This window comes from Nodosilinea sp. LEGE 07088 (assembly GCF_015207395.1).
Taxonomy (GTDB): Bacteria; Cyanobacteriota; Cyanobacteriia; order Phormidesmidales; family Phormidesmidaceae; genus Nodosilinea.
In genome coordinates, this window is sequence record NZ_JADEWX010000021.1 from 40,500 (window position 1) to 55,446 (window position 14,947).

Genomic DNA, 14,947 nt, shown 5'->3' on the forward strand with positions numbered 1-14,947 from the left:
AAATAGCGCCGAGCGGTTTTGCAGGAATTGTGAACCTGCGTTCACAGTTTTAAATAAACCTAAAGGCGTTTTAAGCAGATGGCAAACAAATCAATCTGGCCTGATTAATCCTGACGTGTTGATGCTGACGTGTTGATGCTGACGTGTTGATGCTGACGTAATAGCTTAAGAAATCTGTACAAACTATTCTCTTAAGCTATTACGTCAAGAGTATTAAGTCCCAAAACCTAAAAATTTGGTATAATTAAATCAGAGAAAGGTTATCAATCGCCCCTTTTTGCGAAGTATTTCTTCAAAGAACCGTCGCGATCGCAGTTCTTTAAAAATAGGACTGTGAACCTGTCGATTGGGCTAGCCACGACACTCCACCACATCAGGGAGCTGTCAATAAGGCATTGCCTATTTTGATTTTGCAGTTTTAGTCTCTCTAGCTCCATCAGCGACTGCTCTACAGGCTGGTTGGCCTGGTTTTTGGCGGGATTATTTTTTGTGGACAAGTCCGATTGCGGTTGTCGATAGCTCTCCAAAAAGTTATCGGTTGGCAACAGTTTCGGCAGACATGACCGCAGGTTTCTCGATCGCCTGTCTGTCACCTACGACGTTTGCGTAGGAGATTTTACTATGAACGCTACACCTGAAAATCGTCTCTCTAATCTGATTTATCTAGCTCTATTACTCACAGCTACGGGGTTCGGTCTGTCAGAGAAGGCCGCTGCGCAAACCGTCATTCGCGATCGCGACACGGGCGCGGTTCACGTCGACCACAACGCCTTTGATCTGCAAACCGGCCCGCTGCATAACGACTCCTCGATTCCGCTGCCGTCTGAGCTGGTGGGAGAAACCCATGAGGGTGTGGCTCAGCCGGTCACCCGTGATCGACTGGCGCCCAGCCGCATTGACATCACTCCCGACGTGCACTTCATCAATAACTCATTAGATCACCAGCTCAACCCAGGCAATGAGGCGGTCACCCACACTCTGGAAAGAGACTCTCTACAACTGGTGACTCAGTTTAACCTCGGCCACCGAGCCGGAGCCCACGCCTTTGGAGAAGGCATCGAAGTGACAGTATTTGACGCTAATGGCGCTGTACGCAGCCGCGAAACAGTGTTTATCAGCGGCGGCAGTGTGACCATTGGCCCCAACGGTGACACGCTACCGGCAAACGCTAACCTCAGCGTGACCTATGGCGCAGACGACACCGTAGAACTGCGGGTACTCAATCTTCGCAGCGATGGGGCGGCTCCGGTCGAGTCGGGCATTTACTTCTCGCACAGCGGCGGATTTGTCGTTGAAGATCTGCCCAACGGCGGCGACTTAGACTTTAACGACGGTGACTACTTTCAGCTGTTTGGTGGCCACGGCGAGGCCCAGACCCTGGCCGAACACAGCTCTATCACCTACGAAACCCAGGTCGTAGAAATACCCCTTGAGCCAGATACGCGGCAAGCAGTGAGCGAAGCTACCGAGGTAGTGGAACGGAGCGTGCAGATTAATACCGTCACCGAAACTGCGAGAGATTGGGGTCAAATTGCTACCCCAGATACCGTGGCGACGCGGCTGGGCCACGCTCGAGCGGCTTACTCTGAGCAGGGCGATCTGCTGGTCTACGATCGCTACTCAGGCACCGGGCAGGTGAGCTTGGGCACCGATGGTCTGGGGCTCACCGGGCAGCTGCCTCCCCTGGTCAGCAATCCCGACGTGCCGCCCACCCTGCTGACCGGCAGCCTTCGCTTTGATCCAACGGTGGCCGATAACGAGGCCGGATTAACGGTGACGCTGGGCGTGACTCAGTTTTTGCAGCCCACCCACCGGGTTGCGCAAGATGTTTTTGGCAATCAAATTGTCGCGGCTGGTGGCCCCCCCTTGCTCGAGCCAACGGGGCTGTTGGCTAACCGCCACTGGGTCGGCTACGTGCCGCCCCGACCCAGTGAAGCTATCCTGGGCGATCCAATCATCGCCGTAGACAATGTCTTTGAGATCCCGGCTGAGCAAACCATCCAGATCGCGCCGCCCGATCCGCAGCGGGTGGGGCCGGGCAACGCCGCCTACACCGAGAATGTGGGGGGACTGCTAGTTGAAGATAGGGACGGCAACATCGAATTTATTCCCCAGTGGACCGCCGCTGGCTACGTCGAGGAGCCCATTTCCCTAGCACCCAATCGGGTTCAGCGGGTGATCTATGCTCTGGTGCCCCAGCAGCCGGGCCAGTCTTTGCGGCTAGGCCAGCGCTACGCGGTGACAGACACCCCAGCGGGCTATCAAATTGCAGACGGCGGCTTCACGATTATTTCAGCCGATCGCCAGCCCCAAAACTTTCTTGAGGAAAGTATGGCAGTCTACGCTGTCGAAGACACCCTGCCAGGCCGCAACGCCGTTACCCCTTTGTTTAACGGCATTCGAGGTAACTATGTAGAAGTCAGCGGTGGCGCTCCTCTACCCACGGTAGACGTAAGCCTGCCGGCTGAGGTCGATGCCCGGGTGGGGAATGTGCTTTTCCCGGTAGACACCGTTCCCTTTGAGCCCGGTCAGCGTCCCTATGCCCAAACCACGGTAGCTGCCGGATTTTACGTCAGCGGTGCGTTCACCGGGGGGGTGGGTAACCAACGCGATACCGTCACCCGCGTCACCTCAACGCTGAATCAGTCCGTCGATGAGGTGCATAGACTGCGAACGACCCACACCTTTGCCACACCCCGAACCCAGCTAGATACGTTTTTGATCGAAACGACGGAAACGACTGCAGAACACGGCACCGCCAGCTTTGACATCACTAGCCAGGGCCAGCTCAGCGACGTTACGTTTCTTCCTGGCGGCATAGCCGATCATGAGATCAGCCATCAGGTGGTAGAGCACACGCGCCAGCTGCGGCACGGCGAGGAGTTGCTGCTAGATTCTGTCTCTGAGGTAGCCATCCAGCGAGGAGATTCCCGAACGACCCTGGTGGAGCAGCATACCTCTACCGAAACCGAGTCGTACCCAAACCTGGCCCCGGTACAGGGGGAACTCGCCCTGGGCGGCGTGCTGAACTTTGGCCATACGCCCTGGACCCCTGCGGCCAACACTCTGCGGGCTGAAGTCTTCGTTCGGGATGTGATCCTGGGGCGCGGCAGTGGCTCAGAAACCGGCTGGCGGGCCGGGCTGGTGGTGCACCCGTTCGGCGAGAGGCAGCGCCCGGCCTTTCAGTACGACGAGGCGGGTCAACTGGTGCCGGTGTACCAAACCCTGCCGATGCTAGATGCCGATAACCAACCGCTCATGCAGACCCTGACCGATGACGATGGCGCAACGGCAACCGTGGCGGTAAACCAATTTGCCCTGGATGAAGCGGGCGATCGCCTGCCTCAAACCGTCGGCACCGGCCTGCCCATTGGCCCAGGTTTTTACCTGCGGGTAGAGGACCTGTTCAGCGGCGACGACGGCACTAGACTGCTCGGGGGCATCCAGTTTGACTTTTAATCAGGGTAGTTTACTCATGAGTAACATAAGCACCCAAGGAACCGAACCGTGTTCTACGACAGCTTCACACGTCAGCATCGCGCCACTGGAAAAGCCGCCGCCTGGGGCGTCTGCAATATCGGAATTTTGGGATATTGTGGCGTAGCCTCCATTGCGTTTCTGCTATTGGGCATCGTGTTTGACCGCCATCAGTCGGCATCAGGTGACTGAGGCCACGTTTTGCTAATGATTGACGGCTGGAGCAGCCCCATATCGCTACAGGATTGGGTTGTGGCGATCTGCGAGATATCGTCAAATTTCTATCGCTGCGATGGAAGGTTTCTATACAAGCTGCGATCCCTTTTTGTTAGGTTGACACCATAAGAGGTCAGCAAAAGGTGATTTTTTGTGCCCAATGTTTTGGTGGGAAATCAGTCGCAGGCCCGTTGTTTCCATAGTGTAGATATTGCTGAAGCCGTCAGCGATATGGGTGGCGACCTGGAGCAGGGGTTGACCGCTGAGGCCGTCGCAAAGCGCTATGAAACCGATGGCTGGAATGAGCTACCCGTCAAACCAGGCAAGCCTGCCTGGCTCAGATTTCTGCTGCAGTTCCATCAGCCGCTGCTCTACATTTTGTTGATTGCCGGGGCGGTCAAAGCCTCTCTAGGTTCCTGGACCAATGCCGCCGTGATTTGGGGCGTCACGTTTCTCAACGCCATCATCGGCTACGTACAAGAAGCCAAAGCCGAGGGGGCGATCGCTTCGCTAGCCAAAGCTGTTACCACCGAGACAACTGTGCTGCGGGATGGGCAAACGCTACAGGTACCGTCTCGCGATCTGGTGCTGGGGGATATCGTACTGCTGGTTTCGGGGGACAAGGTACCAGCAGACCTGAGACTCTTCAAAACTCGAAATTTGCAGGTGGATGAGTCGGCCCTAACCGGAGAATCACTCCCCGTAGACAAGTCGGTTCACCCCCTGCCGGTCGAGACGCCCCTGGCGGAGCGCGCCAATATGGCCTATACGGGTAGCTTCGTCACCTTTGGCCAGGGCCGAGGGCTGGTGGTGGCCACCGCTGAGGCCACCGAAGTGGGCAAAATTTCTCGGTCGATGGAACAGCGGGTCAGCCTGAGCACACCGCTGACCCGTAAGTTTGCCAAATTCAGCCGCATTTTGCTCTACGCCATTTTGTCCCTGGCTACCCTCACCTTCGCCATTGGTCTGAGACAGGGGGAATCCTGGGACTATATGTTTGAAGCGGCGGTGGCCCTGGCGGTCAGTGCTATCCCTGAAGGCTTACCGGCGGTGGTAACGATTACCCTGGCGATTGGAGTCAACCGCATGGCTCAGCGCCACGCGATTATTCGCAAGCTACCGGCGGTCGAAGCGCTGGGTAGTGCAACGGTGATCTGTTCTGACAAGACCGGGACGCTGACCGAAAATCAAATGACGGTGCAGGTGATCTATGCAGGGGGGCAGCCCTATCAGGTCAGGGGCGGTGGCTATAGTCCCAAGGGTGAGATTGTTCAACGGCATGATGATCAAATAGAAAGCTCCTTTGAAGATGGTTTGCCCGATGCCCTGCGGGAATGTCTGACGGCGGGGGTGCTGTGCAACGATGCCCAACTCAAACACGAGGGAGAGCAATGGTCGGTGGTGGGGGATCCAACTGAGGGGGCGTTGCTAGCCGCCGCCACTAAGGCCGACTTAAGTCAGACGGGGCTGACGGCGGCTAACCCTCGCCTCGATTCCATTCCCTTTGAGTCTCAATATCAGTACATGGCCACTCTGCACAATGCGGGGTCGCGAGTCATCTACGTTAAAGGCTCGGTTGAGGCGGTTCTGAGCCGCTGTACCCAGATGATGAATCTCCAGAGCCAGGTGATGCCGCTGGAGCGCGAGTCGATTGAGCAGGCCGTTGAGGCAATGACGGCCCAGGCTCTGCGGGTGCTGGCGTTTGCCTGTAAAGCGGTCGGCCCCCATCAGCACGCCCTCGATCACGCCGATATTGAGACCGGGCTGGTGTTTTTAGGGCTCCAGGGCATGATTGACCCACCCCGCCCCGAGGCGATCGCGGCGGTCCATGTCTGCCGTCATGCCGGTATTCGCATCAAGATGATCACGGGTGACCATGTGGCAACGGCTCGGGCCATTGCCCAGCGGATAAATCTGCAGCAGGCAGAGGACGTGGTGGCCTTTGAGGGTCGGGCGCTGATAGCTATGGACGATGCCCAGCTGACCCAGGCCGTCGAATCGGGCGATGTATTTGCCCGGGTAGCCCCAGCTCAAAAGCTGCGCCTGGTGGAAGCACTCCAGGCTAAGGGCGACATTGTGGCGATGACGGGGGATGGGGTGAATGATGCCCCTGCGCTCAAACAGGCGGACATTGGCATTGCTATGGGGAAAGGCGGTACGGAAGTGGCCCGAGAAGCAGCGGATATGCTGCTGACGGACGACAACTTTGCCTCGATCGAGGCAGCGGTGGAGGAAGGGCGAACAGTTTACCAAAACCTGCGTAAGGCGATCGCCTTTCTGTTGCCAGTCAACGGCGGGGAGTCGATGACCATTTTAATCAGCGCGCTGCTGGCCAGGGATCTGCCCATTCTGTCGCTGCAGGTTCTCTGGCTCAACATGATCAACTCCCTCACCATGACGGTGCCATTGGCCTTTGAGCCCAAGTCTCCAGGGATTATGCAACAGCCACCCCGCTATCCTCAAGAGCCTCTGATTACCCGACCGTTGCTGCATCGCATTCTGCTGGTGTCTCTGTTTAACTGGGTGCTTATTTTTGGGCTGTTTGAATGGGCGGAAGTGGCGACGGGGGATGTGGCGGTGTCGCGGACGATGGCGATTCAGGCCCTGGTGGCGGCTCGAATTGTCTATTTGCTGAGCATTAGTCAGCTGGGCAAGAGTCTGCTGGGTCGTCTGCGACATCGGTCTACCCCGGTAGCAAACGCGCCCTTTTTGCTGATGGGAATTGGGGGGGCGATCGCACTTCAGATTCTGTTCAGCCAGTGGTCTGTCATGAATACCTTATTTGAGACGGCTCCCCTCACCTGGAACCAGTGGCTGATTTGCCTACTGCCGATGCTGCCGATGGTGCCCTTCGCCATCTGGGTCAATCGCGTTGATCCAAATAGCCCTCGGGCCGTGGCGATCTGAGTCGCCAGGTTCATCTACCTGGGATACTGCGCTCCCAGCTGTCCTTTTGTTTGTACTAACAGAGCCCCAACGGACGCTATCAAAACCAGCGTCATCAACACCAGCAGGGTCTGGTACGAGCTGCCCCGCAGGGCCTCCTCGGGCACCAGCAGCAGCAGGCCATTGGCGGCGTTGTAGCTGGCGTGCAGAATGATGCACAGCAACACGCTGCCGGTGCAGTTGATCAGCCAGGTGTACCAAAAGGCGTGGGTGGCAATGCTGACCAGCGTCACGATCGCGATGAACAGAATTTGCCCCAGGCCAATGGCACCGCTGGCCACGTCAGGGTTGGTCGCCAGCAGCGGCAGATGCCAAAGCGCCCAGACAAGTCCCAAAAGGCCGGTGGCCACGACCGGGCTATGCTGCTGCTGTAGCGTGGGCAGTCCTAGCCCTCGCCAGCCCGGCTCTTCGTTGCCGCCGCCCACGAGCGCTAAAAGCAAAAGAGAGGGTAGATAGGCACCCAGTCGATTCGGCAGGGGCGAAAAATCCAGCGGATACCCCATTAGCCTGTAGATCAGCGACGCGATCGCCACCAGCAGCACCGGAAAGCCAAAGGCAAACAGGTACCAGCCCGGATGCAGCCGCCATTTGAACAGGCCCACGAGCCATCGTCGCAGCGATCGCCGCTGGACTTTTACCACCACCATGGCGGCGATCAGGGGGCCAAACCCGGCCAGGTGAAAGAGGAAGACGGCGGGGCTGCCCGCCATCTGAAACGAGAGCAACCAGGCCGTCCATGAGAAAAAATAGGCCGCGATCGCAAACGACAGAAAGGGCCGACGGCGAATGAAAGTGCTCATATAGCCTTATTCATGTTGCTTATCCAAAGGGAACAGGGAGTAGGTGACAGGGAATAGGTGACAGGAACTATAGCGGTGTACTTGTTTCACTTGCACACCGCTATAGTTCCTGATGGTAGGGGGTCAGGGAGTACTGGTCGGTGAGAGGCCAAACAGGGCGCCTGTCGGGTCAATGAGAATGGTGTTTGGAACCGTGTCGGATTCGTCAGCGGCCTGCGTTGCCCGGCTGGCACCTAGCGCCTTGGCTCGGGTAAGGGTGAGGTTGATATCTGTGGTTGCGATCATCGGTACCCAGCCCGCCGGGCCTGTATCAGCGGGAGATCCTATGGCCGTGCCAACCCTATGGGCATCCTCAGCGGTTCTGACAAAGATGTATTTATCCTTGTCCTGGGCTTGCCAGGCAAACAGCTCAGTGTAGAACCGCTTAGCAAGCTCAACATCTGCGGTGATGAGCACATCCGCCAAAAACGCACCCTCAGGAGGCGGAAAGGAGTGGGTGGGAGTGGTCAGGCCAATCAGGGCGCCCTGAGGATCTTGAATGACGGCGTTACGCCCCACCCCAGGAACATCGAAGGGCTCGCGATCGAGGGTGGCACCCAGCCGTACCGCCCTTTGAGCGACCGCATCGACATCCTCGACGCTGACATAGCCTAGCCAGCGAGAGGTGTCATTGGGGCCAAAGTCGATCATCCCGCCGTGGGCTATCCCTCGCGACATAATCAGCGGATAGTCTGCCTCACCCGGCTGCCAACTACAGTCAGAGGCGTGCTCAACTTGATAGTCCCAGCTCAGTAGCTCAGCGTAGAATTGCTTAGCTTTGTCGACGGCGTTGGTCAGGAGGTCATGCCAAACAATGTGGCCAACTTGAGACTTGCTGCGCATGGGTTTCCCTCCTGAGACTAACGATCTTTCTCAACCTCATACGAACCAATACTCATAGGCGCAAATAATCTACCTGTTTACTCACGCGGAAGCCCTTGTGAGACCTGGAATTCCCCTTCTGCCTTCTGCCTTCTGCCTTCTGCCTTCTGCCTTCTGCCTTCTGCCCTTTGGAACTACCCAAAGCGAATGAAATCGGCCCCCGATAAAGCGGGCCGATCGCCCCGCAGCAGCGGCTCTAAAACGGCTCGAATGCGCTCCGCATTGGGCGGGCAGCCCGGCAGGTAGCAGTCCACCGGCACCACCTGGTGCACCGGCATCACCGCCTCTAGCAGCGGCGGCAAAATATCTGCTTCAGGCAGCTGCGGCCGGACATCGGCCGCCTCCAGGTAGGCGCGGGTGAGAACGGGTTCCGCCGCGCCCAGCACGTTGCGAATGGCGGTGACGTTGCCCGTAACGGCGCAGTCGCCAAAGGAGATTAGGAATTGGCTGCGATCGCGCACCTGGCGAATCATCTCCAAATGGTCTTGGTTGGCCACCGCCCCCTCCACCAGGGCCACATCCACCCCTTCGGGATAGGTCTTGACGTCGGCAAAGGGGCTGTAGACCAGCTCCACCTGCTGGGCCAGCTCAAACAGCCACTCATCTAAATCGAGAAATGACATATGGCAGCCCGAGCAGCCGCCCAGCCAAACCGTGGCCAGCTTGATGCGGGTCATAGAGCCTCCTATGGGGCGAATGCTGGATCTCAGCTAGGTGCGTGAGGCCCCCTAGCGACCTGCCGCTCCTGGCGGGCGTTGGCGATGAAGCTGAGGCGATCGCGATCGCGCTGCATTTCCCCCACCGTTGAGCCCCGGTCAAACAGAGCCCCCGTGGGGCAGGCACTGACGCACTTGCCGCACGATGTGCAGCTCGACGCCTCGCCCCAGGGCTGGTTGAGGTCGCTGACCACGTGGGAGTTGCGACCGCGACCGGCCATGTCCCAGGTGTGCACCCCTTCCAGTTCGTCGCAGGCCCGCACACAGCGGGTGCAGAGCACACAGCGATTGTGGTCGAGACCAAACCGCTGGTGAGAAATATCGACCTGGCGGTCGGGAAACTGGTAGGCCAACCCCACATGATCGACCCCCATGTCTACCGCCAGGTCTTGCAGCTCACAGTGGCCATTAGAGACACAGACCGCGCAGATGTGGTTCCCTTCGGCCAGCAAGAGTTCCACAATCATGCGTCGGTAGCGCTGTAGGTGCTCAGTGTGAGTCTGCACCACCATCCCCTCTGCCGCCGCCGTTACGCAGGCGGGAAGCAGCTTGGACTGGCCCTCAACCTCGACTAAACACAGCCGACAGGCACCCACCGTAGATATCCCGTCCAGGTAGCAGAGGGTCGGAATCGAGATGCCAGCCTCTTTGGCCGCATCCAGCACGGTTTCCCCCTGCCGGGCGCTGACGAGCCGTTGATCGATGGTTAACGTATGGACTGACATTATCAGGCAACTTTAACCTTGACAGCTTTTTCTTTCTGCTCTTTAGCCTTGGGCAGAGTCAGGTTCAAGATGCCGTCCTTGTACTCAGCGGTCACATGGTCTCGCTGAATTTGACTCGGCAGCGGCACGTAGCGCTCGAACTTGCCATAGTAAAACTCAGAGCGGAGGGTATCGCCTTCCTCAGACTTAGTTTCAGACTTGCGCTCGCCAGTAATTGAAACAGCTTCGTCGCTGACTTCAATATCTAAATCGTCCGCGCTCATGCCCGGAACTTCTAGTTTTAGATGAAATTCAGTCTCTGTTTCATCGATTTCGGCGGAGGGCACAAATACAGCCCCGTCCATGCTGCGACCGAATTCAGGGACAAATCGTTCGAGCAGGGTGTCCATTTCTTTTTTGAGCGTATCGACTTCGCCAAACGGCTCCCAATGTTTGAGATCGTGAAAAGGTTTCCAGCGAATAAGTGCCATCCCTATACCTCCGTACAGATCTAAAAACAACCTGGTTGGCTCTGATTCGGTGGCGAGTGACTTTCTCCCCACCGGTCAGAGCTCTCTACTATTAGAGTAGGAAAACAACTTGAGGAAATTATGAGGGCGGCAAAACTGGGATGCACTCAGGCGTGCAGAGCGGTGTGCAGAGCCTTTAATAACTCCTCAACGTCGTAGGGCTTAGGTAGAAAGGCGTGAATCGTCAGGCCCTCTCGGTTTGGCAACTCGTTGACCGAAACAACGCCGCTGGTCATGACGGCTTTGAGCTGGGGGTTGAGCTGCTGGAGCTCCGCCAGGGCGATCGCCCCTGACATGTTCGGCATCCGCATATCCATCAGCACGCCGTCGATGTCGGCGGCATGGGCCTGATACACAGCGATCGCCTCAACTCCATCACAGGCCGTCAGCACCCGGTAGTTGTGGCTTTCTAGCAAAGCCTGGGTCACGTAGCGAATTTGCGGCTCATCGTCTACGACCAAAATCAGCTCTCCAGATCCTGGTAGCAGGGTCACAGCATCCTCTGGTAGGGGGGAGGTGATTTGGGCCGCAGGCAGCGAAATCGTAAAGCGAGTCCCCTGATTGACCTGGCTGGCAACTTGTAACTGCCCCCTGTGGCTCTGGATGATGCCTGCCACCGTCGAGAGGCCCAGGCCAGTTCCCAGGCCAGGTTCTTTGGTCGTAAAAAACGGATCAAAGATTTTGTCGATCAGCTCGGGCGGCATGCCCACGCCGGTATCGGCCACCTCAACCACTACGTAGGAGCCGCTGTTTAGACCCAGATGGGGTTTAATGTTGGCCATGCTTTCGTCCAGATAGAGGTTTTGGGCCGTGAGGGACAGCACACCCCCATCAGGCATTGCGTCTCGGGCGTTGACGCAGAGATTCATTAAGACCTGATAGAGATGGGTCGCATCCCCCATGATCATCCACAGGTCTGAGGGAACATCAACGCGGATGGCGATCGATTTGGGAAAGGTTTGCTGTGTAAAGCGCCTCACCTCCGCCAGCAAATAACGGATATTAAGGGCCGTGAAGTCACTGGCCGATCCCTGGGCAAAGGTTAAAATCTGCTTGGACAGAGCAGCTCCCCGTTTGGCCGATTTAGCCAAGATATCAACCAGCTCTAGGGTTAGCGGCTCAGCCCCAGGTAGCTTGTGGGGCAAAATCTGAGCAATCCCCAAAATGGGGGTCAAAATGTTGTTGAGATCGTGGGCGATGCCGCTGGCCAGCGTGCCCAGACTCTCTAAACGCTGGGCGCGCAGAAACTGAGCTTCGAGCTGTTTGCGCTCGGTGATGTCGGTATCGACCGAAAGCACCGCCTTGGGCCGCCCTGTCGGGTCGCGAACCAGGGTCCAACGGCTCTCGATCGTCAGCATCTCGCTGGCTTTGGTGTACTTGAGCAGTTCCCCTTGCCATTCTCCCTGGCTTAAAACGGTCTGCCAGGCGGTTTGTACCTGGGGCGAGGGCTCGGGGTTGAGCAGTCGATCGACGTTTTGCCCCAGCACCTCCTCAGCCCGCCAGCCGTAGATTTGCTCAGCCCCTCGACTCCAAAACAGCAGCTGACTGTTGAGATCGCGCACCAGAAAGGCATCGGTGGCAATGTCGATCAGTTTGGCCTGCTCCTTTAACTTGTGCTCATCGCGTTTGCGACGGCTGACATCCCGCTGAAACGCGACAAAATGCGTTACCTGCCCAGTTGCATTGGTCACCGGCACCAGCTCCATCTCAACCCAAAACTCGCTGCCGTCTTTGCGATAGTTGAGCAACTCAATTCGGATTTGCCGTTTGGTTTTAAGCGCAGTCCGAATTCGGTCGAGGCTAAGGCGACTGGTTTTGGGGCCTTGCAAAATTCGAGGGGTTTGGCCAATCACCTCGGCACTACTGTAGCCTGTCATTTTGGTAAAGGCCGGGTTGGCATAGATAATGCGCGGGCCGGGGGAGTCGATGGGGTCGGCTGCGGTAATTAACACGGCGTCGTTGGCGTGGAGAATGACGGACTCCAGCAGCCGCAGCTGATCGATGCGCTGCTTGTGCTCGGTCGCGTCCATGGCCGTGCCCAGCAGTCTCACCACCGCGCCCTGGTCATCTTTAAAGGCTTCGCTGCTGCCTTCTAGGTAGCGGCTCTCGCCATTGGGTAGCGTGATGTGTCCAGCAAAGGGCTGGGGCTCTCCGGTGGCCATGAGCTGTCGAGCCGCCCGCTGCACCTGAGCCCAGTCGTCAGTCGGGAAAAACTGAGCGATCTGGCTCAGGCTGGGGGGTGGGGCACTGGGGTCGAGGCCAAACAGCCGGAACATCTCGGCAGAGCAGTCAAAGGTTTGGGTGGTCACATCAAACTCCCAGCTGCCGATCTGGGCAATTTCCTGGGCTTTGGCCAGGGCGGCTTCGCTGCGGCGAAGCTGCATCTCGGTGCGCTTGTAGTCGCTGATATCGACGATGAGGGCGTAATAGCCCTGGACTTGGGAATGGCCGTTGATGTCGGGTATCAGCGTGCCGCTAACGTGACGGCTGCCCTGGGCGTAGGGGATGATCATCTCAAAGGCAACCTGTATACCCTCTTGAAAAACCCGCTCAATGTAGGGCTTGGCTTTTTGATAGGCGGCCTGACCGATGACATCCCAAACGTAGCGGCCATCAATCGCCCGGCGATCGAGATGGAACCACGACTCATAGGTTCGATTGACAAATCGATAGCGCAGGTCTGCGTCAACGTAGGAAATGCAGGCGGGCAGAGCATCGACGATGGTTCTGAGCTGTGCCTCATTACCATTGGCACTGGTGGGGCTATGATCGCGATCGCTGATATTGCAGCACGGGTAAGTCACTATAGCATTCACCTAATGAGTGCAGGACCTGAATGACTGACAAAAATTCCGTACGTGGGTGGGTTGGAACAACAGGTTCCGTCAGCCAAGCCGCATCAAATCAATAGCTAACTAGCTCAGAATTGATGCAAAGTTCCTTTTGCTTGGCCTGCCCGACAGTCTTTTAGCCTCACTATGCTGAGGAATTTCTAAGCCGACCCACACCATTTGAAAGAGGGCTGGGAAGCCAGGTCAAACCGTTTTCGAAAATCCTACATTTAAAGGAATCTCTGAAGTGTCAAGCCCTGAGACTGTGCCTCAACAGAGGTGTAAAGTTGTTTATATACGATCTAAGATTTTACTGACGTAAAACCCGTAGTCGAATTGTTATTCTCAGAATATTACCTGATTGTATACCTATGTCTAGGGAATCATGTCGTAGTGTTAACTTTGATTTCAAAATAAAAATCGCTTGATCAATGGCTATCTGTCAGGATGAACCCGTCGCCAACCGCCAAAGGTACCTCACGAGTTCTTTGTAGTTAGCCCGTAGTCTTGAGGGCATCATTCGGCACCCAAGGATGATTGCAGCGCGATTTTTTAAGTCGGCTCAACCATAGCGGCTAAGTACTCATCGCGGAAGTAGCGGAGGGTGCTTAACACCGGATTTGGAGCCGCCTGGCCGAGACCGCAAAGGCTGGTGTGCTTAACCATATCGCAGAGGGTTTCGAGCTGCTCGAGATCGCTGGCGGTCGCCTGGTGGTGCTTGAACTTGGCCAGCAGTTGGTAGAGCTGAACGGTACCGGCCCGGCAGGGAATGCACTTGCCGCAGGATTCGTCCATGCAAAACTCCATGAAAAACTGGGCCACATCGACCATGCGGGTGTGTTCATCCATCACAATCATGCCGCCAGAGCCCATGACCGAGCCGAGGGCTTTCAACGATTCGTAATCTACCGGGGTGTCAAAGGCAGCAGTTGGCACGCAGCCGCCAGACGGGCCACCGGTTTGCACGGCTTTTACTTGAGCGCCATCGGGGGCTCCCTGGCCCATGTCTTCGATAATGTCGCGCAGGGTTATGCCCATGGGCACTTCGATTAATCCAGCATTCTGCACCTTGCCGGTGAGCGAGAAAACCTTAGTTCCTTTACTGTGTTCGGTGCCGATGGCGGCGAACCAGTCGGCTCCATTGCGGATGATGGGGGCAATGTTGGCAAAGGTTTCGACGTTGTTGATCAGGGTTGGGCAACCCCACAGGCCAGACTCCGCCGGGTAGGGCGGTCGCGGTCGGGGAATGCCGCGCTTACCTTCGATGGAGGCCATCAAGGCGGTTTCTTCGCCGCAGACAAACGCCCCCGCCCCAATGCGAAGATCGACCCGAAAGTCGAAGGGAGAGTCAAAAATTTGGCTGCCCAGCACGCCGTGGCGCTTGGCCTGATGGATGGCGGTTTGCAGGTGGCTAATGGCCAGGGGATATTCGCCGCGAACGTAGATGTAGCCCTGGTTGGCCCCGATCGCATAGGCCGCGATCGCCATTCCCTCCAGCACCCGGTGGGGGTCGCTCTCCAACACGCTGCGATCCATGTAAGCCCCCGGATCGCCCTCATCGGCATTGCACACCACGTATTTTTGGCCCGGCGGCATTTTACCCACGGTGGCCCATTTCAGGCCGGTGGGGTAGCCTGCGCCCCCCCGCCCCCGCAAGCCGCTGCGGGTAATCACATCGATCACCGCCTCTGGCTGCATGTCGCGCAGGCTCTGGCGCAGCGCCTCGTAGCCCTGGGCAGCCAGGTAGTCCTCAATCTTTTCTGGATCGATCAGACCGCTGTTTTCGAGCACGATGCGGTACTGGCG

General features: G+C 57.3%; 10 protein-coding genes. 3 read left to right on the forward strand and 7 right to left on the reverse strand.

Translation table 11 applies throughout. The features are described 5' to 3' along the window. The first annotated feature begins 621 nt into the window (after positions 1–621). From IQ254_RS07735 to IQ254_RS07745, 3 genes are all read left to right on the forward strand, one after another. On the forward strand, positions 622–3,459 hold the full coding sequence (locus IQ254_RS07735) for a hypothetical protein (protein WP_193965597.1): 2,838 nt from the start codon (positions 622–624) through the stop codon (positions 3,457–3,459). A gap of 48 nt (positions 3,460–3,507) precedes the next feature. Further along, positions 3,508–3,669 carry a hypothetical protein gene (locus IQ254_RS07740; protein WP_193965598.1) on the forward strand — a complete coding sequence of 54 codons (162 nt, stop codon included), beginning with the start codon at positions 3,508–3,510 and terminating at the stop codon, positions 3,667–3,669. A 234-nt stretch (positions 3,670–3,903) separates the two neighbouring features. Next, positions 3,904–6,600, forward strand: coding sequence for a cation-transporting P-type ATPase (locus tag IQ254_RS07745; RefSeq protein WP_369011296.1), 2,697 nt, complete (start codon positions 3,904–3,906; stop codon positions 6,598–6,600). 14 nt (positions 6,601–6,614) lie between these two features. On the opposite strand, the gene IQ254_RS07750 is transcribed toward IQ254_RS07745, so the two are convergent. The 7 genes from IQ254_RS07750 to nuoF form a co-directional block, all read right to left on the reverse strand. Next, positions 6,615–7,439 (reverse strand): CPBP family intramembrane glutamic endopeptidase, encoded by an 825-nt coding sequence (locus IQ254_RS07750; RefSeq protein WP_193965599.1) that lies wholly within the window; start codon positions 7,437–7,439, stop codon positions 6,615–6,617. Positions 7,440–7,562: 123 nt separating this feature from the next. After that, positions 7,563–8,321 carry a VOC family protein gene (locus IQ254_RS07755; RefSeq protein WP_193965600.1) on the reverse strand — a complete coding sequence of 253 codons (759 nt, stop codon included), beginning with the start codon at positions 8,319–8,321 and terminating at the stop codon, positions 7,563–7,565. Positions 8,322–8,494: 173 nt separating this feature from the next. Continuing rightward, positions 8,495–9,037, reverse strand: a complete 543-nt coding sequence (locus IQ254_RS07760; RefSeq protein ID WP_193965601.1) for an oxidoreductase — start codon at positions 9,035–9,037, stop codon at positions 8,495–8,497. 29 nt (positions 9,038–9,066) lie between these two features. Then, positions 9,067–9,801: a bidirectional hydrogenase complex protein HoxU gene (gene hoxU / locus IQ254_RS07765; protein WP_193965602.1), complete on the reverse strand. Its 735-nt coding sequence runs from the start codon at positions 9,799–9,801 to the stop codon at positions 9,067–9,069. A gap of 2 nt (positions 9,802–9,803) precedes the next feature. Continuing rightward, positions 9,804–10,271, reverse strand: coding sequence for an Hsp20/alpha crystallin family protein (locus IQ254_RS07770; protein ID WP_193965603.1), 468 nt, complete (start codon positions 10,269–10,271; stop codon positions 9,804–9,806). A gap of 146 nt (positions 10,272–10,417) precedes the next feature. Beyond that, positions 10,418–13,114 (reverse strand): PAS domain S-box protein, encoded by a 2,697-nt coding sequence (locus IQ254_RS07775; protein WP_193965604.1) that lies wholly within the window; start codon positions 13,112–13,114, stop codon positions 10,418–10,420. A 579-nt stretch (positions 13,115–13,693) separates the two neighbouring features. Further along, the coding region (nuoF, locus tag IQ254_RS07780; RefSeq protein ID WP_193965605.1) for an NADH-quinone oxidoreductase subunit NuoF at positions 13,694–14,947 on the reverse strand (1,254 nt) is incomplete at its 5' end.

Excerpts from the sequence above, each read along its gene's own strand:
- IQ254_RS07735 (WP_193965597.1), top strand. The coding sequence starts at position 622 with ATGAACGCTACACCTGAAAATCGTCTCTCTAATCTGATTTATCTAGCT.
- IQ254_RS07750 (WP_193965599.1), bottom strand. The coding sequence starts at position 7,439 with ATGAGCACTTTCATTCGCCGTCGGCCCTTTCTGTCGTTTGCGATCGCG.
- IQ254_RS07755 (WP_193965600.1), bottom strand. The coding sequence starts at position 8,321 with ATGCGCAGCAAGTCTCAAGTTGGCCACATTGTTTGGCATGACCTCCTG.
- IQ254_RS07760 (WP_193965601.1), bottom strand. The coding sequence starts at position 9,037 with ATGACCCGCATCAAGCTGGCCACGGTTTGGCTGGGCGGCTGCTCGGGC.
- hoxU (WP_193965602.1), bottom strand. The coding sequence starts at position 9,801 with ATGTCAGTCCATACGTTAACCATCGATCAACGGCTCGTCAGCGCCCGG.
- IQ254_RS07770 (WP_193965603.1), bottom strand. The coding sequence starts at position 10,271 with ATGGCACTTATTCGCTGGAAACCTTTTCACGATCTCAAACATTGGGAG.